General features: G+C 60.4%; 27 protein-coding genes. 7 read left to right on the top strand and 20 right to left on the bottom strand.

Annotated elements, in window-relative coordinates; all coding sequences use genetic code 11:
• Nucleotides 1-28: 28 nt before the first annotated feature.
• The 6 genes from K1567_RS19965 to K1567_RS19945 form a co-directional block, all read right to left on the bottom strand.
• Nucleotides 29-811 carry a hypothetical protein gene (locus K1567_RS19965; RefSeq protein WP_220698794.1) on the bottom strand — a complete coding sequence of 261 codons (783 nt, stop codon included), beginning with the start codon at nucleotides 809-811 and terminating at the stop codon, nucleotides 29-31.
• Nucleotides 812-840: 29 nt separating this feature from the next.
• Nucleotides 841-1,068: a hypothetical protein gene (locus K1567_RS27595; protein ID WP_259445011.1), complete on the bottom strand. Its 228-nt coding sequence runs from the start codon at nucleotides 1,066-1,068 to the stop codon at nucleotides 841-843.
• A gap of 51 nt (nucleotides 1,069-1,119) precedes the next feature.
• Complete coding sequence (locus K1567_RS27590; RefSeq protein ID WP_259445010.1) at nucleotides 1,120-1,830, bottom strand: hypothetical protein; 711 nt, start codon at nucleotides 1,828-1,830, stop codon at nucleotides 1,120-1,122.
• A 105-nt stretch (nucleotides 1,831-1,935) separates the two neighbouring features.
• Nucleotides 1,936-2,994 carry a hypothetical protein gene (locus K1567_RS19955; RefSeq protein ID WP_220698793.1) on the bottom strand — a complete coding sequence of 353 codons (1,059 nt, stop codon included), beginning with the start codon at nucleotides 2,992-2,994 and terminating at the stop codon, nucleotides 1,936-1,938.
• A 508-nt stretch (nucleotides 2,995-3,502) separates the two neighbouring features.
• Entirely contained in the window at nucleotides 3,503-4,264 is a 762-nt protein-coding gene (locus tag K1567_RS19950; protein WP_034100901.1) for a YdcF family protein, read from the bottom strand.
• A 99-nt stretch (nucleotides 4,265-4,363) separates the two neighbouring features.
• Complete coding sequence (locus tag K1567_RS19945) at nucleotides 4,364-4,681, bottom strand: hypothetical protein (RefSeq protein WP_034100902.1); 318 nt, start codon at nucleotides 4,679-4,681, stop codon at nucleotides 4,364-4,366.
• A gap of 262 nt (nucleotides 4,682-4,943) precedes the next feature.
• On the opposite strand from K1567_RS19945, the gene leuS reads away from it, so the two are divergent.
• From leuS to K1567_RS19920, 5 genes are all read left to right on the top strand, one after another.
• On the top strand, nucleotides 4,944-7,550 hold the full coding sequence (gene leuS / locus K1567_RS19940) for a leucine--tRNA ligase (RefSeq protein WP_034139416.1): 2,607 nt from the start codon (nucleotides 4,944-4,946) through the stop codon (nucleotides 7,548-7,550).
• Between the two features lie 88 nt (nucleotides 7,551-7,638).
• On the top strand, nucleotides 7,639-8,250 hold the full coding sequence (gene lptE / locus K1567_RS19935; protein WP_034100904.1) for an LPS assembly lipoprotein LptE: 612 nt from the start codon (nucleotides 7,639-7,641) through the stop codon (nucleotides 8,248-8,250).
• A 39-nt stretch (nucleotides 8,251-8,289) separates the two neighbouring features.
• Complete coding sequence (holA, locus tag K1567_RS19930) at nucleotides 8,290-9,327, top strand: DNA polymerase III subunit delta (RefSeq protein ID WP_220698792.1); 1,038 nt, start codon at nucleotides 8,290-8,292, stop codon at nucleotides 9,325-9,327.
• A gap of 112 nt (nucleotides 9,328-9,439) precedes the next feature.
• On the top strand, nucleotides 9,440-9,604 hold the full coding sequence (arfA, locus tag K1567_RS19925; RefSeq protein WP_003176285.1) for an alternative ribosome rescue factor ArfA: 165 nt from the start codon (nucleotides 9,440-9,442) through the stop codon (nucleotides 9,602-9,604).
• A gap of 61 nt (nucleotides 9,605-9,665) precedes the next feature.
• On the top strand, nucleotides 9,666-10,991 hold the full coding sequence (locus K1567_RS19920; RefSeq protein ID WP_220698791.1) for a lytic murein transglycosylase: 1,326 nt from the start codon (nucleotides 9,666-9,668) through the stop codon (nucleotides 10,989-10,991).
• A gap of 129 nt (nucleotides 10,992-11,120) precedes the next feature.
• Here the strand turns inward: K1567_RS19920 and K1567_RS19915 are convergent, their stop codons facing one another.
• From K1567_RS19915 to K1567_RS19855, 13 genes are all read right to left on the bottom strand, one after another.
• Nucleotides 11,121-12,041, bottom strand: coding sequence for an LD-carboxypeptidase (locus K1567_RS19915; RefSeq protein ID WP_220698790.1), 921 nt, complete (start codon nucleotides 12,039-12,041; stop codon nucleotides 11,121-11,123).
• 152 nt (nucleotides 12,042-12,193) lie between these two features.
• Nucleotides 12,194-13,195: a lipoyl synthase gene (gene lipA, locus K1567_RS19910; protein WP_181079878.1), complete on the bottom strand. Its 1,002-nt coding sequence runs from the start codon at nucleotides 13,193-13,195 to the stop codon at nucleotides 12,194-12,196.
• Nucleotides 13,196-13,221: 26 nt separating this feature from the next.
• A complete protein-coding gene (gene lipB, locus K1567_RS19905) occupies nucleotides 13,222-13,869 on the bottom strand; it encodes a lipoyl(octanoyl) transferase LipB (protein ID WP_034100909.1) in 648 nt (215 codons plus the stop codon).
• Nucleotides 13,869-14,144 carry a DUF493 domain-containing protein gene (locus K1567_RS19900; protein ID WP_034100910.1) on the bottom strand — a complete coding sequence of 92 codons (276 nt, stop codon included), beginning with the start codon at nucleotides 14,142-14,144 and terminating at the stop codon, nucleotides 13,869-13,871. Before K1567_RS19900 ends, lipB begins: the two co-directional genes overlap by 1 nt.
• 84 nt (nucleotides 14,145-14,228) lie before the next feature.
• Entirely contained in the window at nucleotides 14,229-15,386 is a 1,158-nt protein-coding gene (locus K1567_RS19895) for a D-alanyl-D-alanine carboxypeptidase family protein (protein WP_034100911.1), read from the bottom strand.
• 185 nt (nucleotides 15,387-15,571) lie between these two features.
• Nucleotides 15,572-16,570 (bottom strand): septal ring lytic transglycosylase RlpA family protein, encoded by a 999-nt coding sequence (locus K1567_RS19890; RefSeq protein WP_034100912.1) that lies wholly within the window; start codon nucleotides 16,568-16,570, stop codon nucleotides 15,572-15,574.
• On the bottom strand, nucleotides 16,570-17,580 hold the full coding sequence (gene mltB, locus K1567_RS19885; protein WP_034100913.1) for a lytic murein transglycosylase B: 1,011 nt from the start codon (nucleotides 17,578-17,580) through the stop codon (nucleotides 16,570-16,572). The genes K1567_RS19890 and mltB overlap by 1 nt, the downstream gene beginning before the upstream one ends.
• A gap of 17 nt (nucleotides 17,581-17,597) precedes the next feature.
• Entirely contained in the window at nucleotides 17,598-18,701 is a 1,104-nt protein-coding gene (gene rodA, locus K1567_RS19880; protein ID WP_015886065.1) for a rod shape-determining protein RodA, read from the bottom strand.
• Nucleotides 18,702-18,732: 31 nt separating this feature from the next.
• Complete coding sequence (gene mrdA / locus K1567_RS19875) at nucleotides 18,733-20,631, bottom strand: penicillin-binding protein 2 (protein WP_034100915.1); 1,899 nt, start codon at nucleotides 20,629-20,631, stop codon at nucleotides 18,733-18,735.
• A 15-nt stretch (nucleotides 20,632-20,646) separates the two neighbouring features.
• The gene (gene rlmH / locus K1567_RS19870) at nucleotides 20,647-21,114 is read right to left on the bottom strand and encodes a 23S rRNA (pseudouridine(1915)-N(3))-methyltransferase RlmH (RefSeq protein WP_003176297.1); all 468 of its coding nucleotides are present in this window, start codon (nucleotides 21,112-21,114) and stop codon (nucleotides 20,647-20,649) included.
• Between the two features lie 9 nt (nucleotides 21,115-21,123).
• Entirely contained in the window at nucleotides 21,124-21,618 is a 495-nt protein-coding gene (gene rsfS, locus K1567_RS19865; protein ID WP_034100916.1) for a ribosome silencing factor, read from the bottom strand.
• A gap of 69 nt (nucleotides 21,619-21,687) precedes the next feature.
• Complete coding sequence (gene nadD, locus K1567_RS19860; RefSeq protein ID WP_034115210.1) at nucleotides 21,688-22,332, bottom strand: nicotinate-nucleotide adenylyltransferase; 645 nt, start codon at nucleotides 22,330-22,332, stop codon at nucleotides 21,688-21,690.
• Nucleotides 22,332-23,597 carry a glutamate-5-semialdehyde dehydrogenase gene (locus K1567_RS19855; RefSeq protein WP_034100918.1) on the bottom strand — a complete coding sequence of 422 codons (1,266 nt, stop codon included), beginning with the start codon at nucleotides 23,595-23,597 and terminating at the stop codon, nucleotides 22,332-22,334. The genes nadD and K1567_RS19855 overlap by 1 nt, the downstream gene beginning before the upstream one ends.
• A 174-nt stretch (nucleotides 23,598-23,771) precedes the next feature.
• On the opposite strand from K1567_RS19855, the gene K1567_RS19850 reads away from it, so the two are divergent.
• Together K1567_RS19850 and K1567_RS19845 are read left to right on the top strand one after the other, a co-directional pair.
• Nucleotides 23,772-24,455 (top strand): DNA-3-methyladenine glycosylase, encoded by a 684-nt coding sequence (locus K1567_RS19850; protein WP_034100919.1) that lies wholly within the window; start codon nucleotides 23,772-23,774, stop codon nucleotides 24,453-24,455.
• A 30-nt stretch (nucleotides 24,456-24,485) separates the two neighbouring features.
• Nucleotides 24,486-25,802, top strand: coding sequence for a bifunctional DedA family/phosphatase PAP2 family protein (locus K1567_RS19845; RefSeq protein WP_047882936.1), 1,317 nt, complete (start codon nucleotides 24,486-24,488; stop codon nucleotides 25,800-25,802).
• On the opposite strand, the gene K1567_RS19840 is transcribed toward K1567_RS19845, so the two are convergent.
• The gene (locus K1567_RS19840) at nucleotides 25,799-26,389 is read right to left on the bottom strand and encodes an LON peptidase substrate-binding domain-containing protein (protein WP_034100921.1); all 591 of its coding nucleotides are present in this window, start codon (nucleotides 26,387-26,389) and stop codon (nucleotides 25,799-25,801) included. The two genes, K1567_RS19845 and K1567_RS19840, sit on opposite strands and share 4 nt — an antisense overlap.
• Nucleotides 26,390-26,392 lie beyond the last annotated feature (3 nt).

Below are 26,392 nucleotides of genomic sequence, written 5' to 3'. Positions count from 1 at the left end.
GCTTTCTCCGAGGAGAAAGCCCTTGCACCTACCTTAGCGTCATGGCGATTCTGCCGGTGATTGCCATGCCCGACCCAGCCAGTTTCACGCGCCGCCCGTAATAATCCATGTGACCGTCGACAACGGCCAGCATATGGCCGGGGGTATACATCGAGCCCGTTCCGCCCTTTCGTAGCTCGCGCATCGACGCGGCGACCATCTGGTGCTTCAGCCCCAACCGTCGTAATGCCTCACCTGGATAATCACCTGAACTGAGCATTTGCAGCGCCGAGGCAAAGGTTTCACTGCTGCGCTCGTAAAACTTGTCGAGCTGCATGCGTTTGGCGCTGACCGCATATAAAAACTGGGCGTTAACCAGCACATCATTGGAGCCGTCGCCTATAAATCCCGAAGCGGCGGCAGCCTGCCGGATTTCGTCATGAGTAATGAAGAGCTTATAGCCGTCCCTCATCCTCACATTGAACCCGTCAGCCGTTGCCTCGATTTCTTTATAGATATGGTGAGGGTTGTGGCCGAACTTCATCATGGCCAGTTTAATCGCCGAAATGACCACCGAATTTCCACTGCCGCCCTGGTAGAAATCGCGAAAGATATTCGTGGGGATAACGCTGGGTGAATCCGCATCGCCCTTGATCAATGAATTGCCGGGCTCTGCTCCGTTGTCGAGGCTGGCATACGCCTGGTTTGCGGACGGTCTATTGAGAGGCGACCGGTACGATGAATAGGTGTTTTCGTTATTGTTGCGCTGGGCGGTGACAGGCTGACCGTAACGCCCCTCGTAAAAACTGTTAGCGACTCTGGACACGCTCATCAGCAGTATTCCTTACTTACTTGATTGGTTTAGATCAGTTTGGCGCCATAACGCCAATGAAAGTCCTTATAGACGCTGGTCTTGGTGCCCCACATATCAAGCGCGCCATCGACTACCGCCATTTGGTGCGGCCCATTGCAGAGAACTCCGATGGCACCCTCGGCCAGTTCCCTCACGGTGGTAGGCGCCATATGCGCCCGCAATCCCAGGCGAATAAGCCCCTCGCCCGCAAGCTCTCCATCGGCCAGCGTCACCATGGCATCCTCGAAGCTCTCTTCGGCGTTTCCGTCATTGTTTTCAAGCTGCGCTCATTTGGCACTGACGGCGTATAAAAACTGCGCATTGATAAGAACATCCTCCGAGTGGCCCGGCCTAAGTCCGGCACCTTCTTGAGCCTCTTCCAATTCCTCAAAGGAAATATGCAACTTAAAAGAGTCCCGCATGGTGACTTCAAAACCGTCCTTAACTTCGGTGATTTGCTTGTAGATGCCATGAGGGTTATGGCCGAACTTAGCCATGGCGGCCTTGATTGCACTGACGGTGACGCAGTTACCCACCCCTTCCTGAGAGAACGCCCCCCAAATATGGGTCGGTTTTATGCCGGCATTCTCCGCGTTGCCCCGGATAAATTTTCGATGCGGCGTCTCGGGAACATCTGAACGCGAATCTACGCCGAGCGCCGAGCGTTCCAAAGGCGGGCTATGGGGCTGATGCACTGATCGTGTTTGATCAGGGATCAACTTAGTAGCGGGTAATGTCCTGTGCTGCTGCCCACCCATGCGTGCGGACAGCGTAGTGATCATGTTATTTAACTCGCGCAACATGTCAGTGATCGCGGAGAACGAAGCCTGGGCATGGGGGGCCGCACTTTTGGCTGCTGCGCCATCGGGGCGCGCAACCCTGTCGAACGCCCCTGCCCCGTGCGGCCTTTCAGGCGCAGCACCCACATAACTTTTATGCACCTCAGCCTGATAACGCCCGTAGTAACCATTTACGGGGCTGGCAACCGAATGACTCATACCTCTTTCTCCCTGGTTTTCATTAACAGCCACGGCCAGCCAAGACTAACCGGCACTCATCAACAGATAGCCCTAATAACCCTTGAAATATCTTCCATCAGAGGCTCAGTAATTATGTTGCCGTACCTTTCTTTCACGAGGACCTTTGGCCAATTCAGTGGTGCTGATCGCGTCGCGCAATCCAAGCGCCGCCAGAATTTCATGTTTGTTCGTATTAAATGGCGTGAGCGCTAATACACCGGCATAGGTGCGCATTTTCGGAATTTTTTCAGCAGATGAGCGCGTCCAAGGTTCATTGTCCGCGAAGTGCTTCGCTTGCTCAGTCAAATATATACGCTTGCACAGTACCCCAAATAAAAACGAAGCATCGTTCACCATGCCTTCATCGAAGCCCACAAACCCACAGGCCTTGGACGCCAAGTGCAACTCTTTATGAGTGATATTTAACGCGACACCATCTTTCATAATAATGTCGTACCCGCCAGGCACGGCCGTTACTTTTTCCAGGACACTGTCCACACTCTGGCCATACTTCGACATGGCCAACTTAATGACTTCCAAATAAGGAACACGGCTGTCATGGCCCAACCACGGGTACGGCTTGTATTGCCAGGACACCCCCGCTTTCAGATCATCCGGTTTTTGCCCCTTGGGTTTTCCAGACAACTCCACCGCCCAATCGTCTTCATTGATCACTTCGCTCCATATCCGCCGCCATTCATAATCCTCAAGTGCAACGCCTGCGCCGCCATGCTTGCCATCAGCGAAGTCCAGTGCATCAAACGGATCAAGCTCCTCGTCAGCCACAGGCAAGCGGTCTACGAGGTGCCTGACCTTGATATCAACTGCTGGCAGAGCTTCGAGTTTACGCGGTTTGGGCGCTACGTCGGTCGCGGGCGCCGGCAATATCGCGTCGGCATCCAAAAACTGTTTCAAGCTGTCGGTGACGTTTTTCAATAACAAAAGCAACGTCGTCAGCGTTTGACCTAATTGCGCGTCGTCCTGTTTTAAAGGGCCAAGAACGTTAGGGCTGTAAGCCGTGAAATGCTCACCTCGTTTCGCTGACAAGTTTCCCGCTCCAGATGTAGCAGGAGCCTCTTCACCGGCAAAGGCATTACCCAACCGGCTTACTCGGTGATTATTTGCTGTTGATAATATATTCACACAACTGCGCCTCTCTAGGTCAATTAGCACATAGTTCACCACGGAAACACTTGCGACAACTTAACGTACGAGGGGAGCGATTAATTTATCCCACAAGTTTAATTTGTCGCACTGCGCAGCGTCAGTGTTCGCCCAGACTAGTGGCAGCCAACTTCTTAAAAATTCCACCTTATCAACGCACAAAAAATTACGGCACGCAGCGAACCCGCACAAGCAAAAATCACTTATTCACACAACAACTTTTAATTGACCGCGAATTAATTGAAAATTTACGCAACCAAAGAATTACGAACCTCCATAAACAATCAATCAACACAACAACAAAAAGTTATTCATTTATATTCATCACTCAGCATCTTAGGTACTGCGCGCACTAGGATGTACTACATATCCTACAAGCAAGAATGCGCCTGACCGCTTGCGCCATAAGGCCAGTTAGAACATTGCGTTCATACCGAAAACTGACCTTCTCTAAATCCGCCCACCGGCTGATTTCTTATGACGCAATTCAGCGATAAAACAATCGATACCCCACCTGCCCGACCGCTTCGTTAATCAACTGCCCGCTCTGCCACACCGATTTGAATTCCGGCATCCAACCGCCCAGAGGACGGGCATTGTCCACCCCCAAAAAACCGACCGGGGCCGGTACGACGGTGAAACCGGCCTTTTCAAAACTCCAGACCGATCGCGGCATATGCCAGGCCTGGGTGACCACGACCACGCGCTTGATACCCTCGGGTAATAGAATCTCGGCGCTCATCTGCGCGTTCTCCCAAGTGGTACGGCTGCGTTCTTCCTTCCAGCGCACCGTGACGCCAAAGTCATCCTGCATCGACACCGCCATCAACTGCGCTTCGCTGGGGGGCGTGCCGTAATGCAGGCCACCGGTAGTCAGTACCGGCAACCCCGACGCCTTGGCCAAGCGCGCGGCGTAACGCTGGCGTTCCAGCCCGATGCCCGTAGGCTGATCGGCGCCCCACGCGGGGTCGCCTCGCTCACGCCCGGAACCCAACACTACGATGGCGTCGGCGCGTTGGGCCAGGGTTGACCAGTCCTCACGAGCCAATGGCGGCTCGGTCTCAAGCGCACGGGCGCCCCACTCCACCATCACGGGCAGGCTGATCAACCACATACCGCCCAGGCCCAGGACAAAGCAGCAGCCGGCCAACTTCGGGCGGCTACGGCGAAACCACCAGGCAAGCGCCAGCAGCAGCAAGAGAATGCCGGGCGGCAGGAGCAGTTGTTTGATGAAATAACGAATAGGCATCGGGCATCTCCACAGATGCCCGAAGCCTAAGGTGTAACGGGGTCTAGCGACAATCTAGAAAGTTGCACGTTTAAATGGTGCTGTTCAGGGGGGAGCGAACTACTTGCAGCGGGCGGACCGGAATCTCTCCGGGCCACGACCGGCCGGCAAATCCTTGAGCCACACCACCTTGGCAGACTGCGTGGGCTCCTTGACTGGCGGGGTTGCCGCCATGGGAGGCGCACTGCACTTGTTGCGTTCCAGATAAGCCTTGATCAGTTCCAATTCCGCGCGGCTCAAACCGCGCAGTTCCAACTCCACAGGCCGCTCATCACGCAATCGGCCCGCAGTTCTCGCTGCATCCAATGCACGACCCAATCGGTCGATAAGTCCTTCGTAGATTTCCGGTTTCGTTGCGATTCGCTGCGATTCAACCATCCCCTCACCTCATTGAAGAAAGACTTGCTCCCCAATAAACAGCGTAGCCCCCGTAGCTGCGCCTGCCCGGCGCCGCGACAGACGGCCTTGGCCGCGCAATCAGGGTTTCCCTCGATAGAGTGGGGTCATGTATGCTACGGCGCTTCCTGTAACTCCACTTCCCGCAGGGTTTGGGCACGGATGCGGCGCTTTTGGGTGTCGATCTACCCGGACAATGCACCGAAGAGGATTAGGCCACCCCTATTCAGTTCAAAAAGTAGCCATGCACGAACAATATCAGCCCCGTGAAATAGAAAATGCCGCCCAAGCCTTCTGGGACGAGCAGAAGTCCTTTGAAGTCAGTGAACAGCCAGGCAAGGAGACCTTCTACTGCCTGTCGATGTTCCCTTACCCCAGCGGCAAGCTACACATGGGGCATGTGCGTAACTACACCATCGGCGACGTGATTTCCCGTTACCAGCGCATGCAAGGTAAAAACGTCCTGCAACCCATGGGTTGGGACGCCTTTGGCATGCCGGCGGAAAACGCCGCGATGAAAAACAATGTAGCGCCCGCCAAGTGGACCTACGAAAACATCGCCTATATGAAGACCCAGCTGCGCAGCCTGGGCCTGGCCGTGGACTGGTCCCGTGAAGTGACCACCTGCAAGCCGGACTACTACCGCTGGGAACAATGGCTGTTCACGCGCCTGTTCGAAAAAGGTGTGATCTACAAAAAAAGCGGCACCGTGAACTGGGACCCGGTCGACCAGACCGTACTGGCCAACGAGCAGGTGATCGACGGTCGCGGCTGGCGTTCCGGCGCGCTGATCGAAAAGCGCGAAATCCCGATGTACTACTTCAAGATCACCGCCTACGCCGATGAGCTGTTGTCGAGCCTGGATGATCTGCCGGGCTGGCCGGAACAGGTCAAGACCATGCAGCGCAACTGGATCGGCAAATCCAAGGGCATGGAAGTGCAGTTCCCGTACAACGTCGACTCCATCGGCGAAGCGGGCACCCTCAAAGTGTTCACCACCCGTCCCGACACCCTGATGGGCGCGACCTACGTCGCCGTGGCCGCCGAACATCCGCTGGCCACCCAGGCCGCACAGAATAACCCTGAGCTGCAGGCATTCATCGCCGAATGCAAAGGCGGTAGCGTGGCCGAAGCCGACGTCGCCACCCAGGAGAAGAAAGGCCTGCCGACCGGGTTGTTCGTCGAGCACCCGCTGACCGGCGAGAAGTTGCCAGTATGGGTCGCCAACTACGTGCTGATGCACTACGGCGATGGCGCGGTAATGGCCGTGCCGGCGCACGATGAGCGCGATTTCGAATTTGCGACCCAGTACAACCTGCCGATCAAAACCGTAGTGCGCACCAGCTCGGGCGACAGCAACCCGGCACCATGGCAAGACGCGTACGGCGAGCACGGCACCCTGATCAACTCCGGCGAATTCGACGGCCTGGACTTCGCCGGCGCCTTCGACGCCATCGAAGTGGCGCTGATCAAGAAAAACCTCGGCGCTTCACGCACCCAGTTCCGCCTGCGCGACTGGGGCATCAGCCGTCAGCGCTACTGGGGCTGCCCGATCCCGATCATCCACTGCGCCAGCTGCGGCGACGTGCCGGTGCCCGAAGATCAACTGCCCGTGGTGCTGCCGGAAGACGTGGTGCCGGACGGCGCCGGTTCGCCCCTGGCGCGCATGCCCGAGTTCTACGAGTGCAGCTGCCCGAAATGCGGCCAGCCGGCCAAGCGTGAAACCGACACCATGGACACCTTCGTCGAGTCCTCGTGGTACTACGCGCGCTACGCCTCGCCTCACTACGAAGGCGGCCTGGTAGAAAAAACCGCAGCCGACCATTGGTTGCCGGTCGACCAGTACATCGGCGGTATCGAACACGCCATTCTTCACCTGCTGTACGCGCGCTTCTTCCACAAGCTGATGCGCGACGAAGGCCTGGTCACCTCCAACGAGCCGTTCAAGAACCTGCTGACACAAGGCATGGTAATCGCCGAGACCTACTATCGCCGCGAAGCCAATGGCGCCTACACCTGGTTCAACCCGGCGGATGTAGAGCTGGAACGCGACAGCAAAGCCAAAGTCATCAGCGCCAAGCTGATCGCCGACGGCCTGCCGGTGGAAATCGGCGGCACCGAGAAGATGGCCAAATCGAAGAACAACGGCGTCGACCCGCAGTCGATGATCGACCAATTCGGCGCCGATACCTGCCGTCTGTTCATGATGTTCGCCTCGCCGCCCGACATGAGCGCCGAGTGGTCCGACTCCGGCGTGGAAGGTTCGCATCGCTTCCTCAAACGCGTCTGGCGTCTGGCCCATGCCCATGTCAGCCAGGGTCTGCCGGCCAAGCTGGACGTGGCCGCGCTGAACGACGAGCAGAAAGCCATTCGCCGCAGCATCCACCTGGCCATCAAGCAAGCCAGCCAGGACGTGGGCCAGAACCACAAGTTCAACACCGCCATCGCCCAGGTGATGACGCTGATGAACGTGCTGGAAAAAGCCCCGCAGGCTACCGAGCAGGATCGCGCGCTGGTACAGGAGGGCCTGGAAACGGTCACCCTGCTGCTGGCCCCGATCACGCCGCATATCAGCCACGAACTGTGGAGCCGCCTGGGCCACAGCGACGCGGTCATCGATGCGCGCTGGCCGGTACAGGATGACAGCGCCCTGGTGCAGGACACGCTGCAACTGGTCATCCAAGTCAACGGCAAACTGCGTGGTCAGATCGACATGCCAGCCAGCGCCAGCCGCGAAGAAGTCGAAGCGGCTGCGCGCAGCAACGAGAACGTGCTGCGCTTTACCGAAGGCCTGACGATCCGCAAAGTGATCGTTGTGCCAGGCAAACTGGTCAATATCGTCGCCAGCTAATCGGATCGGGCGCAGGGCTTGAGCCCTGCGCCGAACTAAACCTTCAGGGCCGCGATAAGGCCCGCCTGGTTTCAAGGGGAGCAACAAAATGATCAAACGCAACTTGCTGGTTATGGGCCTTGCCGTGCTGCTGAGCGCTTGCGGCTTCCAGCTGCGCGGCACGGGCACCAATGACCTGTCCATCAAAGAATTGGACGTCAGCGCCCGTAACGCTTATGGCGAAACCGTGACGCAACTGCGTCAGGTCCTGGAAAACAGCGGCGTACATGTCTACACCGGCGCGCCCTACAAGCTGGTACTGGTGGACGAGAAAGAAACCCAACGTAACCTGAGCTACGCCAGCGCAGGCCGTGCATCGGACATCGAACTGAGCAGCGTGCTCAGCTTTGAGGTGCAGGGCCGTGATCACCTGCCGTTGATGGGTGACAAGATTCAGATCCAGAAGGTAGTGAGCCACGACGGTAACAACCTGGTGGGTTCGGATTCGGAAGTCATTCAAGTGCGCAAGGAAATGCGTCGCGACCTGGTTCAACGCATGATGTTGCGCCTGCAACTGCTCACACCTGAGCAGCTGGAAGTGCTGCAACGCACCGCTGACGACAAGGCCAAGGCAGAAGCCGACGCGCTTAAAGCGGCACAAGAGTACGAAGACAACACGCCGAAACAATCGCCTGTCGAAGTACCGGTACCGGTTGAGTAAGCCAAATGGGGCGCCCCAGGCGCCCCGTTCGCCCTGCCTATGAAACTCGCTCCCGCCCAACTCGCCAAACACCTGCAAGGTGGCCTCGCGCCCGTCTACATTGTCAGCAGTGACGACCCGCTGCTGTGCCAGGAAGCCGCCGACGCCATTCGCACGGCTGCCCGCCAGCAAGGTTTCGATGAGCGCCAGGTCTTCAGCGCGGATGCCAGCTTCGACTGGGGCACCTTGCTGCAAGCCAGTGCGAGCATGTCGCTGTTCGCCGAAAAACGCCTGCTGGAACTGCGCCTGCCTTCAGGCAAGCCCGGCGACAAAGGCGCTGCGGCCCTGATGGAATACTGTGCACGCCCCGCCGAGGATACGGTGTTGCTGATCAGCCTGCCCAAACTCGACGGCAGTGCGCAGAAAACCAAATGGGGCAAGGCGCTGGTGGAAGGCGCGCAGACCCAGTTCATCCAGATCTGGCCGGTGGACAGTAACCAATTGCCGCAGTGGATTCGTCAGCGCCTGTCCCAATCGGGCCTGGCGGCGACTCAAGACGCGGTCGAGCTGATCGCTGCCCGGGTTGAAGGCAACTTGCTTGCCGCCGCCCAGGAAATCGAGAAGCTCAAGCTGATGGCCGAAGACGGGCAGATCACCGTCGAAACCGTCCAGGGCGCCGTGGCCGATAGCGCGCGCTTTGATGTGTTCGGGCTGGTGGATGCGATTCTCAACGGCGAACCTGCCCATGCCCTGCGCATGCTCGAAGGGCTGCGCGGCGAGGGGGTGGAGCCGCCGGTGATTCTCTGGGCCCTGGCCCGTGAGTTGCGGGTACTGGCCAATATTTCCCTGCAATACAGCCAAGGTACGCCGCTGGACAAATGTTTCAGCCAGGCACGACCACCGGTATGGGACAAACGCAAACCCCTGATGAGCAAAGCCCTGCAACGGCACTCGGCGCAACGCTGGGCGCAGCTTCTGCTCGAAGCACAGCGCATCGATGCGCAAATCAAGGGACAAGCGGCCGGTTCGCCGTGGATGAGCCTGAGTCGTTTAGCGCTGCTGATGTCCGGGCAACGCCTGACACTCCCCGCCGAATAGCCCTCCCATCTGTTGACCGCGTTAACATTTCAAAACCCTTGTCGGGCTTTACAGCGGCCAAACTTCGGCAGATGATTTGCGCCGTTGTAACCACCTACCGAGAGTACCGACCATGAGCAAAAAGCCATCCAAGCATGGCCCCAATAAGGCCAAATCCATCATCGCCCAGCCACTGTTCCGCAGCCGTCAGGAACGCGCCGGCAAGGGCAAAGGCAGCTACCGCCGCGAAGCCTTCCAGTCTAATAGCTGGGAGGCTTCTTACTTTCTGGCTGCCTGAAGGCAAGCGCCCCTCTGGCATGATAAGGTCTGCACCTGATTTGTAATCCCTGGACCTGTGCATGCCCTCTAGCCTTTCCCGTCGTTGGCACCTGCGCCAATTGATCGCTGCCTCCAGCCTCATTCTGCTCGTCGCCTGCGCGGAAAAACCTACCGCCGCCGACGCCCAGCCCTTGCAGACGCTTCAGCCCGCCCCTGTGGTAGCGCCCGCCGTTGTGGCTCCGCTGGCCGTGGACAACCTGGATATCCAACCGACCCAGACCTTCGCCGAATGGCAGGCTGGCTTCCGTGCAGAGGCGCTAAAGGCCGGTATCACCCCCGCTGTTTTCGATACTGCCTTTGCCAACGTCACGCCTGATATGGCGGTGATTCGCGCCGACCGCAGCCAGCCGGAATTTTCTCGACCGGTGTGGGAATACCTCGACGGCGCCCTGTCGCCGGTGCGCGTGCGCAATGGCCAGGCGTTGCTGATCAAGTACGCCGATATTCTGCAACGCATCGAGCAACGCTACGGTGTCGACCGTCAGGCACTGGTCTCGGTGTGGGGCATGGAGAGCAACTTCGGCCAGTTCCAGGGTAACAACTCGGTGATCCGCTCCCTGGCGACCCTGGCCTACGAAGGCCGCCGACCGGCGTTTGCCCAGGCACAATTGCTGGCGGCCCTGCAGATCATCCAGCATGGCGATATCGCAGCCGACCAGATGAAAGGCTCCTGGGCCGGGGCCATGGGCCAGACCCAGTTCATTCCCACCACCTACAACACCCACGCCGTGGACTTCGACGGTGACGGTCGCCGGGATATCTGGAACAGCCCGGCCGACGCCCTCGCCTCCACCGCGCACTACCTGCAAAGCTCCGGATGGCAGAAAGGCCAGCCGTGGGGCTTTGAGGTCAAACAACTGCCAAGCAATTTCGATTACGCCCTGGCCGACGGCGGCACGCGCAAGACCGTTGGCGAATGGCTGAAACTGGGCCTCCAGTTGCCGCCGGGCGCCAGCATGCCGCCCAACGTCGATCAATTGTCCGCCGCCCTGCTGCTACCTGCGGGCTACCGTGGGCCGGCGTTCCTGGTGCTGGACAACTTCCGCGCCATCCTCAAGTACAACAACTCGTCGTCTTATGCACTGGCGGCTGGCCTGCTGTCCGAACGGTTCGGCGGTGGCGGTGTGATTCGTGGCGATTGGCCCAAGGATGAACTGCCCCTGAGCCGTTCACAGCGCATTGAGCTGCAAACGGTACTCAGCGCTAAAGGCTACGACGCGGGCAACCCGGACGGCATCATCGGCGCCAATACCCGCAAGGCCATTCGCGCGGCGCAACAGGCACTGGGCTGGCCGGCGGATGGGTATCCGACGGTGAAGTTGCTGGAGTCGCTGCAAAACCGCTAGATCGGCTGATGGCGGCTAATGCTATCGGGGGCAAGCCCCCTCCCACAGTTGACCGAGTTGTCATGTCGATCACTGATCAATGTGAGAGGGGGCTTGCCCCCGATGGCGGTTTAGCGAGTGATCCCAGATTCAAAGTGTAACGACCACATCCTGCTCCAACACCACCCGCTGCTCCCCCGCATCCAGCCACACCAACGCGCCCATCGGCAGGGTCAGGTTCGGATCGCAATGTCCACTGCGCCAGCCGGCCAGGACCGGAATGCACAACGGTTCAAATGTCTGTTTGAGCAGGCGCTCCAGCGCGACGTTATCCACACCCGCCACGTCCCCGACCAGCACCCCAGCTACCTGAGCCAACTTACCCGTCAAGCGCAAATGCGTGAGCAGACGATCGATGCGGTAGATCGGCTCGTTGACGTCTTCGATAAACAGGATGATGCCCTGCGCGTCGATTTCGTAAGGCGTGCCCATCACCGCCGCAATCATCGACAGGTTGCCCCCCAGCAAGCGCCCACAGGCGATGCCAGGCTCAATGGTGGTCAGCGGGTAGGCCGCAGGGTGCGTGATGAGGTTGCCCGCGCCCAGTTGACCACGCAGCAGGCTGAACAGTGAGGACTCGGTGGGTTGCTGCTTGTCGCCCAACAGGTCGGCATTGAGCATTGGCCCATGAAACGTCACGAAGCCCGCGTAGCGGTTGATGGCCAGGTGCAAGGCGGTGATGTCGCTGTAGCCGACGAAGGGTTTGGGGTTGGCGCGCAGCAGGTCGAAGTCCAGACAGTCCAACAGCCTTGGCGTGCCGTAGCCGCCCCGCAGGCAGAAGATCGCATCGATTTCAGGGTCGGCGAAGGCGGCGTGCAGGTCATGCAAGCGCACCTCATCGCTGCCGGCAAGGTAGCCGTCGCGCTCATACACCCCAGGGAAAATCCGCAGGTCGTAGCCGCGGGTGCGCATCCATCGGCCGGCCTTTTCAACATCCAGCGCGGCGGGACCGGCGGGAGCGATCAGGGCGATGGTGCCTTCAGAACGAAGGGCTGGAACGGCGGTTGTCATACACAACTCTCCCTGGTTAACGCACAACGAAATGTGGGAGGGGGCTTGGCCCGATAGCGGTGGATCAAGCAGCACATGAGTGACTGGCCTTTCGCTATCGGGGGCAAGCCCCCTCCCACATAAGCCCCTCGCATTCCGGATTTAAACCCCAATCAGGAGATCAGGCTTGCCTTGACCAGCTTGGCCTGCTCGTCGGCGTGGTACGAAGAACGCACCAGCGGGCCCGATGCCACGTTTTTGAAGCCCATCTTGTAGCCTTCCTCAGCGAACCAGGCGAAGGTGTCCGGGTGCACGAAACGCTGCACCGGCAAGTGGTTACGCGACGGTTGCAGGTACTGGCCCAAGGTCAGCATATCGATGTCGTGTTCGCGCATGCGCTGCATGACTTCGATCACTTCTTCATCGGTCTCGCCCAGGCCCAGCATCAAGCCGGATTTGGTCGGGATGTGCGGCATCATCTGCTTGAACTTCTGCAGCAGGGTCAACGACCACTGGTAGTCCGAACCGGGACGCGCGGCCTTGTACAGGCGTGGCACGGTTTCCAGGTTGTGGTTGAACACATCCGGCGGCTCGGCGGCGGTGATTTCCAACGCCACGTCCATACGGCCACGGTAGTCCGGCACCAGGGTTTCGAGCACAACGTTCGGCGACAGTTTGCGAATTTCGCGGATGCAGTCGGCAAAGTGCTGGGCACCGCCGTCACGCAAATCGTCGCGGTCCACCGAAGTGATCACCACGTACTTGAGTTTGAGGTCGGCGATGGCGATGGCCAGGCTTTCCGGCTCGTTGACGTCCAGTGGCTTCGGCCGGCCGTGGCCGACATCGCAGAACGGGCAACGGCGGGTGCAGATGTCACCCATGATCATGAACGTGGCGGTGCCGCCGGAGAAACACTCACCCAGGTTCGGGCAGGAGGCCTCTTCGCACACACTGTGCAGCTTGTGTTTGCGCAGCAGGGCTTTGATACGGTCGACTTCCGGCGAGACAGGGATGCGCACGCGGATCCAGTCAGGCTTTTTCGGCAGTTCGGTGGTCGGAATGATCTTTACCGGGATGCGTGCAACCTTCTCGGCGCCGCGCAGCTTGACGCCGGCTTCCACCTTGGCACGCGGGGCCGGGGCCGGACGCTCGGTTACGTCCAGTGTCGGGATCATGGTTTGCACTGCATCAGTAGTCATAGTCAGTCGATTCCGCCCGTAAGGGTCGTCTGCTCAGCATAGTCGAGGTGTTTGACGAGCTGCGCGCGCAGCCGGGCACTTACCTCGGCAAATTTAATCGGTGTCACATGCTCGCTCAGCTGTGTCATCGCTAACCCGGCATAACCGCACGGGTTGATGCGCCGGAAGGGCGCCAGGTCCATGTCCACGTTCAGGGCCAGGCCATGAAAGGAACAACCGTGGCGAATCCGCAGCCCCAGGGAAGCGATTTTCGCGCCATCCACATACACCCCCGGAGCATCGGGCTTGGCCGCGGCGGTGACGCCGTAACTGGCCAATAGCTCGATCAGGCACGCCTCGATGCGGCTGACCAGATCACGCACACCAAACCCCAGCTTGCGCACATCCAACAATAGGTAAGCCACAAGCTGACCGGGGCCATGGTAAGTCACTTGGCCACCCCGGTCGACCTGCACCACCGGAATCTCCCCCGGCAGCAGCAGATGTTCGGCCTTGCCGGCCTGGCCCTGGGTGAACACCGGTGGATGTTCCACCAGCCAGACCTCATCCGGCGCCGAGGTGCCGCGCTCGTTGGTGAAGCGCTGCATCGCATGCCAGACGGGCTCGTAGGCCATCTGGCCAAGTTCACGAAAGCCCAGGACCTGCGACATCACAACACCATGTGTACGAAGCCGGTGGCCCGCAGTTCACTGTTGATGTTGTAGAGCTGGTCCTGATCCGTCGCCACGATGTGCAACTGGATCGTGGTGTATTTACCGTTGGTACTGGAGCGCTCGTCCACACGGTTGTCGTTGATCGTGGCGTGTTTACGCACGATGTCGAGGATCTTGTCTTTGTTGCCAACACCGGTATCGCTGATCACCTTGACGGGATAATCCGTCACCGGGAACTCGATCTTAGGCGCCTTCACTTCTTTATCGGTCATGGCAGAACGGCCTCGTAAGCGGTAAGCCGTGGCGACGGCAAAGCCCCGCGTCGGTTCAACGCGGGGCTTTGCAGGTGCACACAATCAGTTGAACAAGCCGTAGAAGAATAGACGGATGCTATCCCACACGCGGCGGAAGATACCACCTTCGTCGACGGCGTCCAGCGCGATCAGGTCGGCGCTGTGCACCACCTTGTCGTCCAGTTTCACTTCGACTTTACCGATCACATCGCCCTTGGCGATTGGCGCGACCAATTGCGGATTCATGGTCATGCTGGCAGCGAGCTTTTTCAGCTGGCCTTTAGGCATGGTCAGGGTCAGGTCTTCGGCCAGGCCGGCCTTGACTTGGGAAGCCGCGCCTTTCCACACCGGGGCGGTCGCAAGCTCAGCACCCTTCTGGTAGAAGGTCTGGGTTTCGAAGAAACGGAAACCGTAGGTCAGCAGCTTTTGCGTCTCGGCCGCACGGGCCTGCTCGCTGTTGGTACCGAACACCACGGCGATCAGGCGTTGGCCGTCACGTACCGCCGAGGACACCATGCAGTAGCCGGCCTCTTCGGTGTGACCGGTTTTCAGACCGTCGACGGTCTTGTCGCGCCACAGCAGCAGGTTGCGGTTAGGCTGTTTGATGTTGTTCCAGAAGAACTCCTTCTGGGAATAGATCGCGTAGTGCACCGGGTCGACGCGGATGATCGCGCGCGCCAGGATCGCCATGTCATGGGCCGACGAGTAGTGCTCTGGGTTCGGCAGACCGGTCGGGTTCATGAAGTGGCTGTTGGTCATGCCCAGATCGGCCACGGTTTTGTTCATCATGTCGGCGAACGCGTCTTCGCTGCCGGCGATGTGCTCGGCCAGGGCGACGCTGGCGTCGTTACCGGACTGGATGATGATGCCGTGCAGCAGGTCGCTGACGGTGACTTGGGAGCCCACCTTGATGAACATCCGCGAACCGCCGGTACGCCAGGCGTTTTCGCTGACGGTCACTGGGTCGTTTTCGCCGATCTGGCCGCGACGGATTTCCAGGGTCGCGATATAGGCGGTCATCAGCTTGGTCAGGCTGGCCGGCGGCAGGCGCTGGTCACCGTTGTTCTCGACCAGCACGTTGCCGCTGGCGGCATCCATGAGCACCCAGGCCTTGGCGGCCAGTTGCGGTGAAGCCGGCACCATTTCAACCGCCCAGGCGGCCGGGGTGATGATCAGCGAGATAAGCAGGCACGTGCGTTTGGCTAAGGTGGTGATGTTCATCCGTCTCTCGAAATTGCTTATGGAAACTTGCCCTCGCGGGCAAAACTTATTCAGACAGCCCGCTACCAGACTGTCGCGTGTTCGGTTGCCCGCTCACCCCTTGCTCCCGGGTTTTTATTGTTCAAACGAGCCAACAACCAAAGTTCAAGCCCGCGTACGTGCCTGAACTATCAATCCGTTACTGCTTACTCGGCGGTGACCACACTGGGTTGCCCCAGGTTGGCCAGACGCACACTGTTCTGCACTTGCGCCACCTCGCTCGGCGAGCCAATCGGGCCCATCCGCACGCGGTGCAAGGTTTGCTGGTTGCGCACGATGGAACTGATGAAGACCGGCGCATTGACCATGCTGCTGAGTTTGGACCTTAACAGTTCCGCCGCATCCGGGTTGGCGAAAGCGCCGACCTGCAGGTACTGCCCGCCCGCCAGGGAAGCACCCGGCGCGGCCTGGGGCACGGCCACGGTGTCTGGGGCGTGCTGTTGCGGTGGCGGCGTCCACTGTTCGACCTTACCGGCCGATGCGGTGATCTGCGGTTGCGGGGTCTGCGGCTCGTTGAGCATCAACGGCGCCGGCTTGCCACGCTGAGCCCAATACTGCGCCGGATCGATGCCTTCGACCTTGACCCGCGCAGTGCCGGTTTCGGCGTAGCCAAGCTTTTTGGCGGCGGCGTAGGACAAGTCGATGATACGGTCCGAGTAGAACGGCCCACGGTCATTGACCCGCAGGATCACCGTGCGGTGGTTGTCCAGGTTGGTCACGCGTACATAGCTGGGCAACGGCAAGGTCTTGTGGGCCGCGCTCATGCCGTACAGGTCATACACTTCGCCATTGGCGGTGTTCTGGCCATGGAACTTGGTGCCATACCAGGAGGCTGTGCCGGACTGCACGTAGGTCTTGGACTCTTGCAGCGGAAAGTAGGTCTTGCCCAGTACGGTGTACGGGTTGGCCTTGTAGGCGCCGGTGTGCAGGGTCGGCGTGGCGTCCGGGATTTTCGAGACATCCACGTCCCACCACGGCGCGCCGTCTTTGTGTGCGCGGTTGATGTCCAGGCCCGGTTGGGACCGAACCACCGCGCCGCCGGACTTCTGCGTCGGCGCGCGGCTGGTGGAACAACTGACAACCAGCAAGGACAACGCGGTGAACGCCACCAGCTTGAGCGGTTTATTGAACGGCGATGCCCGCATTACTTGTTGCCCCGTGCTTGGACCAGCATGTCTGACAGCTGATGCACGGCCATGGCGTACATCACACTGCGGTTATAACGCGTGATTGCGTAGAAATTCTTCAGGCCCATCCAGTATTCAGGGCCATTTTCGCCTTCCAGGCGGAATGCCGTTACCGGCGTGTCGTCGTGTGGCGCATTCTGACTCGACCAACCCAGCGCCCGCAACTCCCCGACGGTCTTGGCCGGCTCGATCCCCTGGGTCAGGCCTTCGTCGGCGCGCTCCCCGGTGACATCCGCGCGGACCACCACCGGCTCGCCGGCAACCCAGCCGTGGCGCTTGAAGTAGCTGGCCACGCTGCCGATGGCATCGTCGGGGTTGCTCCAGATATTGATGTGGCCGTCGTTGTCGAAATCCACCGCGTAGGCACGAAAGCTGCTAGGCATGAATTGCGGCAAGCCCATCGCTCCGGCGTAGGAGCCCTTTAGGGTCAGTGGATCGACCTGCTCTTCGCGGGCCAGCAGCAGGAATTCGCGCAGTTCCTTGCGGAAGAAGTCGGCACGGGGCGGGTAATCGAAGCCCAGGGTCGACAACGCGTCGATCACCCGGTAGCTGCCGGTGTTGCGCCCGTAGAAGGTCTCGATGCCGATGATCGACACAATCACCTGGGCCGGCACACCGTATTCCTGTTCGGCGCGGGCCAGGGCGGCCTCGTGCTCGCGCCAGAAGTCCACACCGCGGGCCACGCGGGCGTCGGTGAGGAACATCGGGCGATATTCTTTCCACTGTTTCACACGTTCAGCGGGGCGGGAAATGGCGTCGAGGATCGCCTGCTTGCGCTGCGCCTCACGGAACACGCCCATCAACTGCTCACCGGCGAAACCGTAGTCGCGGGTCATTTCACCGACAAACTCGGCGACCTGAGGTGAACCATCGTAGTCACCGGCCAGGGTCTCCTGCGTTGCCCCCAGCAGCCCGATCAGGCCCACCCAGGACGCATGCCGAGTCGCCCAGCCGCGCATTACTTGCATTGACATCTTCACCTTATTCAAACCTGTGCGATCCACTTGCGATGCGTATGAATCGACATCAAAACCCCAAACGCTGACAGCAATGTCACCAGCGAAGTTCCGCCGTAGCTAATGAATGGCAACGGCACCCCAACCACCGGTAACAGGCCACTGACCATACCGATGTTGACGAAAACGTAAACAAAAAACGTCATGGTCAGCGCGCCGGCAAGCAATTTGCCGAACAGCGTCTGCGCTTGCGCGGTAATCACCAGGCCACGCCCGATCAACAACAAGTAGATCAGCAGCAACGCGCAGATCCCCACCAGGCCGAACTCTTCGCCCAATACGGCGATGATGAAGTCGGTGTGGCTCTCGGGCAGAAAGTCCAAGTGCGACTGGGTACCCAGCAACCAGCCTTTGCCGAAGACCCCACCCGAACCGATTGCCGCCTTGGACTGGATGATGTTCCAGCCGGTGCCCAAGGGATCGCTTTCCGGATCGAGGAACGTCAGGATCCGTTGCTTTTGGTAGTCGTGCATAAAGAAGAACCACATCGCCACCGCCACCGGCACCGCAGCGGCCAGCACGCTGAGGATCCAGCGCCAGCGCAACCCGCCCATAAACAGCACGAACGCGCCGCCGGCCAGGATCAGCAGTGAGGTGCCGAGGTCGGGCTGGCGCACAATCAGGATAAACGGTACGCCGATCAGGATCAGGCTGATGCCTACGTGTTTGAGCTGCGGCGGCAGGGTGCGCTTTGACAGGTACCAGGCGATGGTCGCCGGCATCAGGATCTTCATGAATTCCGACGGCTGGAAGCGAATCACCCCGGGGATGTTGATCCACCGCGTCGCGCCCATGGCGTTGTGGCCCATCACGTCCACCACCACCAACAGCAACACCCCCGCCACATAGCCCAGCGGCACCCAGCGCGCCATGAAGCGCGGCTCCAGCTGAGCGATCACCACCATCGACAACAGGCCCAGGCCGAACGACGACGCTTGCTTGATCAGCAGGTCCCAGTTCTTGCCACTGGCCGAATACAGTACAAACAGACTGCCGGCCGCGAGGGTCAGCAACAGGATCAGCAACGGGCCGTCGATGTGCATGCGTTGCAGCAACGTCGCGCGGCGACGCATCACATCCTCGCTGGAGAGGATGCGGTCAAAATTACTCTTCACTGGCCGTAACCTCGGGGCTTGAAGGGGGGCCGCCATATTCAGGCTTGAGCCTGCCGTCCTCGGCCAGAAGCCAGGCGTCCATCACCTGGCGCACCACGGGCGCGGCGACACCGGAGCCGGACTCGCCGTTCTCGACCATCACGGCCACCACGATTTTCGGGTCGTCCGCCGGCGCAAAACCGACAAACAAGGCGTGGTCGCGGTGACGTTCCTGAACCTTGGAACGGTCGTATTTCTCGCCTTGCTTGATCGCCACCACCTGGGCGGTACCACTCTTGCCGGCGATGCGATATTGCGCACCGATCGCCGCCTTGCGCGCGGTGCCGCGCGCACCGTGCATCACCTGCTGCATGCCGTGGTTGACCTTGGTCCAGTCCGACGGGTCGCGCAGCACAATGTCCGGGATCGGGTTGTCATCCACCGGCTTCTCGCCTTCGATGGTCTTGGCCAGGTGCGGACGGTTCCACACGCCCTTGTTGGCCACCAGCGCCGTGGCCTGAGCCAGTTGCAGCGGCGTGGCCTGCATATAGCCCTGGCCGATCCCCAGGATCAGGGTTTCCCCCGGGAACCACGCCTGGCGGCGGGTCGCGCGCTTCCATTCCCGCGATGGCATCAAGCCTGGCGATTCTTCGAACATGTCCAGGGAAACTTTCTGACCGAGCCCGAACTTGCCCATGTAGGCAGACAGACGATCAATGCCCAGCTTGTGGGCAAGGTCATAAAAGTAAGTGTCGTTGGAGCGCATGATTGCGGTGTCCAGGTCGACATAACCGTCACCGGTACGGTTCCAGTTACGGTACTTGTGATCGTAATTGGGCAGCATGTAGTAACCGGGGTCGTACACCCGGCTGGAAGCGGTCACCACGCCAGCGTCCAGGCCGGCAATCGCCACCGCCGGTTTGATGGTCGAACCCGGTGGGTACAAGCCACGCAGCACACGGTTGAACAACGGCCGGTCGATGGAATCACGCAGCTCGGCGTACGCCTTGAAGCTGATACCGGTCACGAACAGGTTCGGGTCGAAGCTGGGTTGACTGACCATGGCCAGCACTTCGCCCGTCTTCGGGTCCAGCGCCACCACCGCGCCGCGTCGGCCGCCCAACGCCATCTCGGCCGCTTCCTGCAGCTTGATGTCCAGGCTCAGTACGATGTCCTTGCCCGGCACCGGGTCGGTACGCTTGAGCACGCGCAGCACACGGCCGCGGGCGTTGGTTTCAACTTCTTCGTAACCCACCTGGCCATGCAGCTCGGGCTCGTAGAAACGCTCGATGCCGGTCTTGCCGATATGATGGGTGCCGCTGTAATTCACCGGATCGAGGGTTTTCAGTTCTTTCTCGTTGATGCGCCCCATATAGCCGACGGAGTGAGCAAAGTGCGGCCCTTGCGGGTAGTGCCGCACCAACTGCGCCACCACTTCCACCCCCGGCAGACGAAACTGGTTCACCGCGATCCGCGCGATCTGCTCTTCGGTCAGCTCGAACAGAATCGGCACCGGCTCGAATGGCCGGCGCCCCTGCCTCATGCGTTTTTCGAAGATCACCCGGTCTTCCGGCGTCAGCTGCAGGACTTCGACGATCACGTCGAGCACTTGCTGCCAATCGCCGGAACGTTCGCGGGTCATGCTCAGGCTGAAGCTGGGCCGGTTATCCGCCACGACAACGCCATTGCGGTCGAAAATCAGCCCACGGGTCGGCGGAATCGGCTGCACATGCACCCGGTTGTTTTCCGACAGCGTGGAGTGATAGTCGTACTGGATCACCTGCAGGAAATACAGGCGCGCAATCAACACCCCGATCAGCGCCACCACCATGATCGCGCCAAACACCACGCGCGCACGTACCAGACGTGCGTCTTTCTCATGGTCCTTGATGCGGATCGGCTGAGTCATCGGGAGGGGCGCAGACTATTTGTGGTAAGGGTGCCCGGACAGAACTGTCCAGGCGCGATACAGCTGTTCACCGATCAGAATCCTTACCAACGGGTGCGGCAACGTCAGTGCCGACAGCGACCAGCGCTGGTCCGCCCGCGCGCAGACTTCCGGCGCCAGCCCTTCGGGGCCACCGACCATGAAGTTGACCGTGCGCGAGTCCAGGCGCCAGCGATCCAGCTCCACCGCCAACTGCTCGGTGCTCCAGGGCTTGCCGTGCACTTCGAGGGTGACGATACGCTCATTGGGGCCGACCTTGGCCAGCATGGCTTCGCCTTCCTGACGGATAAAGCGCGCCACGTCGGCATTCTTGCCCCGGGTGTTGAGCGGTATTTCCACCAGTTCCAGCGACAACTCGGCGGGCAGACGCTTGGCATACTCGTGCCAGCCTTCTTCCACCCACTTGGGCATGCGTGAACCGACAGCAATCAGACGCAGGCGCACAGCCGTTCCTTATTCCTGGTCTTTGTTGAGCTTGTCGAAGTGAGCGTGGCCCACTTCCGGGCTGTGGTGCTTGCCATCGGCGGCACGGCTCTGCTCGGCGCCTTTCCACAGACGCTCCAGGTCGTAGAACTGGCGAGCGTTGGAAGTCATCATGTGGACGATTACGTCGTCCATGTCCAGCAGCACCCAATCACTGTCGCCCTTGCCTTCTTCACCCAACGGCTTGACGCCCTGGGCTTTGACGGCTTCGCGCACTTTGTCCAGCATCGCGCCGATCTGGCGGTTGGAGGTACCGGTGGCGATGATCATGTAGTCGGTGATGCTCTGCTTGTCGCGCACGTCCAGCACCTGGATGTCCTGGGCCTTCACGTCTTCCAGGGCCGCCACGGCGACTTTCACCAGCTCTTCGCCGACCAGTTCCGGACCGGTGTGGGCTTCTACAGGCAGAGGGGCGCTTTTGAACGTGCCTTTGCGCTTAACTTTGCTTACGTCTTTGTTGGTCATATAAAACTCGTTTTGCTCGTATGTTCGGGCGCTCGCTGTACGACTGTTCGTACCCTCAAGCACGCCTTTTCAGTTCGACGCACGGTAAAGCCCGTGCGCATCGATGTAGGCCAGGACCGCGTCAGGCACCAGGAACCGTACCGACTTACCGCTGGCCAGCAGTTGACGGATCTGGGTGGCGGACACCGCAAGCGGGGTCTGCCAGACGAATGCAATATTCCCGTTCGGCCCGGTCAGGGCCAAGGGGTCACTTACCGACCGCGCGGCCAGCAGGTTGCGCAAGGCATCCGGCGGTTCGCTGTCGGCATCCGGGCGTTGCAAAACCAGGATGTGGCAATGCTGGAGGAGATCCTCCCAGCGATGCCAAGAGGGCAGGCCGCAAAATGCGTCCCAGCCCAAAAGCAGAAACAACTGGTCGTCCGCGGCCAGTTCGGCGCGCATCAGTTCCAGGGTGTCGACAGTGTAGGACGGTTTATCGCGCTTGAGCTCGCGGTCGTCCACCACCAACGGTGCAATGCCTTCCACCGCCAGGCGCACCATTTCCAGACGCTGCTGTGGCGACACTTGCGGCGTGTCGCGATGGGGCGGCCGGAAATTGGGGATCAGGCGCAGTTCATCCAGCGCCAGTGCGTCCGCCACTTCCAGAGCGCTGCGCAGATGGCCGATGTGCACAGGATCGAAGGTACCGCCGAGCAGCCCAATGCGCTTAGCCATCAAGTGCGCACGTGTCCGTCGCCGAACACCACGTACTTCTCGCTGGTCAGGCCTTCCAGGCCCACCGGGCCGCGTGCGTGGAGCTTGTCGGTGGAAATCCCGATCTCCGCGCCCAAGCCGTACTCGAAACCGTCGGCAAAGCGCGTCGAGGCATTGACCATCACCGAAGCGGAGTCCACTTCGGTGAGGAAGCGCCGGGCATCGCTGAAATGCTCGGACACGATCGCATCGGTGTGCTTGGAACCGTAGGTGTTGATGTGCTCGATGGCCTGATCCAGGTCGTCAACGATGCGGATCGATAGGATCGGCGCCGTGTATTCGGTGTACCAGTCCTGCTCGGTGGCTTCGATCACGTCGGCGCCCAGCAACGCGCGGGTACGCTCGCAACCGCGCAGTTCCACGCCCTTGTCGCGGTAGATCGCGGCCAACGGCGGCAATACGCGCTCGGCTATGCCGGCGTGCACCAACAGGGTTTCCATGGTGTTGCACGGCGCATAGCGATGGGTCTTGGCGTTGTCGGCGATGCGGATCGCCTTGTCGATATCGGCCGCAATGTCGATGTACACATGGCACACGCCGTCCAGGTGCTTGATCACTGGCACCTTGGCATCGCGGCTCACGCGTTCGATCAGGCTCTTGCCGCCGCGCGGCACGATGACGTCGACGAATTCCGGCATGGTGATCAACGCGCCAACGGCGGCGCGGTCGGTGGTTTCCACCACTTGCACCACTTCGGCCGGCAACTCGGCCACGGCCAGGCCCTGCTGGATGCACGCGGCGATGGCACGGTTGGAATGAATAGCCTCGGAGCCGCCGCGCAGGATGGTGGCGTTGCCGGATTTGAGGCACAGGCTTGCGGCGTCGATGGTCACGTTAGGACGCGACTCGTAGATGATGCCGATCACGCCCAGGGGCACGCGCATCTTGCCCACCTGGATGCCGGACGGCAGGTAACGCATATCGCGGATTTCACCGATGGGGTCAGGCAGCTTGGCTACCTGACGCAGGCCTTCGATCATGTCGTCGATACGCGCCGGGGTCAGTGCCAGGCGGTCCAGCAGGGCCGGCTCCAGGCCATTGGCACGGCCGTTGGCCAGATCCTGTTCGTTGGCGGCGGTCAGCTCGGAGCGCGAGGCATCCAGAGCGTCGGCGGCCGCCAGCAGGGCGCGATTTTTCTGCGCAGTGCTCGCACGGGCGATCAACCGCGACGCCTGGCGGGCAGCGCGACCCAGGCGGGTCATGTAGTCAAGAACGGACTCAGTCATGGTCGGGGAGTCTTGGCAAAGAGGAAAGCGGCAGATTATAGCCGTGACGCCGCCCGACTGACAGCGGTGAGGGGCGGATGGTCGAAATGAACTGTAAAAACATGAGCTTCAGCCGTAATTAAGGTGGGAGTTGTTATCATCCGGTCACATTTAGCCGTAATAACTGCCGACGCCATGCCCAGTTCCGCTCTTCCAACCCCCGCCAGCGCCCTGCCCGACAGCTTCTTCGACCGCGATGCGCAAGTGCTCGCGCGTGAATTGCTCGGAAAAGTCATTCGCCACCGAGTCGGCGAAACCTGGCTTTCGGCGCGAATTATCGAAACCGAAGCTTATTACGCGGCCGAAAAGGGCAGCCACGCGTCTCTCGGTTACACAGAAAAGCGTAAGGCTTTGTTTCTGGATGGGGGGCACATCTACATGTATTACGCCCGTGGCGGCGATTCTCTGAATTTCAGCGCCCATGGCCCAGGTAATGCGGTGCTGATCAAATCCGCCTATCCATGGGTCGACGCAATCGCCGGCCCAGCCAGCCTGGCGCAGATGCTGTTGAACAACCCGGACGCCAAAGGTCTGCCCCGCCCCTCGCACAAGCTGTGCGCGGGCCAGACGCTGTTGTGCAAGGCGCTGGGGCTGAAGGTGCCGATGTGGGACGCCAAACGGTTTGACCAAGAACTGCTTTACGTCGAAGACGTCGGCCAGACCCCGACGCAGATCATCCAGACCACCCGCCTGGGCATCCCCAGCGGGCGTGACGAACACCTGATGTACCGCTTCGTCGATGCTGGCTACGCGCCTTATTGCACGCGGAACCCGTTGCGCCGAGGCCAGGTCGAAGGCCGCGACTATTTTTTGCTGTGAATTCCCAAGAACACCGATGGAGTGGATTGTATGGGCCAATGGCTCGATAGCATTACCGGCTGGCTGAGCATCAACCCTCAATGGCTGGCCGTGGCGGTGTTCATCGTCGCGTGCGTGGAGTGCCTGGCGATTGCCGGCTTGATCGTACCGGGTACGGTGCTGCTGTTCGCTATCGCCGCCTTGGCCGGTAGCGGCGCGCTGTCCTTGAGCGAGACGCTGCTGCTGGGGTTCCTCGGCGGCTTGCTCGGCGATGGGGTTTCCTACTTTCTGGGACGACATTTCCATCAGAACATACGGCGTTTGCCCGGCTTACGTCATCACCCCGAATGGATGAACGGCGCCGAGACCTACTTTCACAAATACGGGATCGCCAGCCTGCTGGTCGGCCGTTTTATCGGCCCGCTACGCCCCATGCTGCCGATGGTGGCCGGCATGTGCGACATGCCGTTCCCGCGTTTCGCCGGGGTGAGCATTCTGGCGGCGGCGGGTTGGTCGGTGGCCTATTTGCTGCCGGGTTGGGCGACCGGCGCCGCGTTCCGCTTGCCGTTGCCGGAAGGGTTCTGGCCGGAAGCGGCGGTGGTCGCAGGGTGCCTTGCGGTCGTGATCGGGCTAAGCCTGAATAGCAGCCTGCGGGGGCATCGTCGCGCCACGTTATGGATAGGCGGCGCCAGCCTGACGTTATTGATCGCGCTGTTTATCGGCTATCACTCGCTGGACAATTTTGACCATGGCCTGAGTGCGCTGGTACAGGAGCATCGCAGCCCTTGGCTGGATGAAGTAATGGTGCGGATCACTCAACTGGGCGAATTCAAAAAAATGTTTTTCGCCAGTGCGGTGTTCACCGGCTTGCTGGTATTGGCGCGGCAATGGCGCCACGCGCTGTTTGTCGGTGCCACGCTGGCGGGGTCTGCGCTTATCAATACCGGGACCAAACTGTTTTTCGCTCGCGGCCGCCCGGAAATCCTCACAGACCCATTGACCAGTTTCAGCATGCCCAGCGGCCATGCGTCCGGCGCGTTCGCGTTTTTCCTGGCGTTGGCGGTCTTGGCCGGTCGCGGTCAGCCCACACGGCTGCGCCTGACCTGGATGCTGCTGGGCTGTATTCCGGCGGCGTTCATCGCACTGTCGCGGGTCTACCTCGGCGCCCATTGGCCCACGGACATCCTCGCCGGCACGTTGCTGGCAATGACGGTGTGCGCGTTCAGCCTGGGGCTTAGCGAATATCGAAGCCCCTTGCCCGCCATGCCACGGAAAACTTGGTGGCTGCTACTACCGGCGCTGGTGGCGGTGCTGAGTTTTATCGCGCTGGCGGGCACATCCCATGCCCTGTTGCGCTACGCCTATTAAGTGAACAGCTCGCCCTGAAGTTCGTCGAGCAGGACTTGGATCATATCCAGGCGCTGTTGCGGACTGTCCATTTCCAGCAGCTTGATCTTGTCGTCATCGGTGAACGGCAGCAAATACGCCAGCTGGTTGGCCAACGCTTGTTGGCCCTGAGCGTTGGTGTCCATGTCCAATGAGGCGACCATCGGGTGTTCGGCCAGGACCTGAAGCAAGGCCAGCAGGTCTTCGTCCTCTTCTTCAAGGGCGCTGTCCGGTTGCTCATCCAGCCAGCGCACCTCGCCCACCAGCAACTGGTCTTTCTGCACCGTGACGTCAGATACATGAAAACGTCGCCCGCCCTCAACCCGAATGCCCAGCAGGCCGTTGTCCTGCTGTTTGAAGTCGCGGATCAGCGCTTCACAACCGACCACCGCGTAAGCGTCCGTCATATCGTCGGCCCTGGCCTCTCCAAGGATGCACACCACCCCGAAACCTTCGCCCTTCTTCATACAGCGCCCGATCATATCGAGGTAGCGCGCCTCGAAGATCTGCAGGTCGAGCGTGCAGCCAGGAAACAGCACGGTATTGAGTGGAAACAGCGCCAGATTCATAAA

This window comes from Pseudomonas sp. S5F11, assembly GCF_019641515.1.
GTDB classification, from domain to species: domain Bacteria; phylum Pseudomonadota; class Gammaproteobacteria; order Pseudomonadales; family Pseudomonadaceae; genus Aquipseudomonas; species Aquipseudomonas rhodesiae.
Note: the sequence above shows the minus strand (reverse complement) of the source record. Positions and strands in the feature narration are given on the sequence as shown.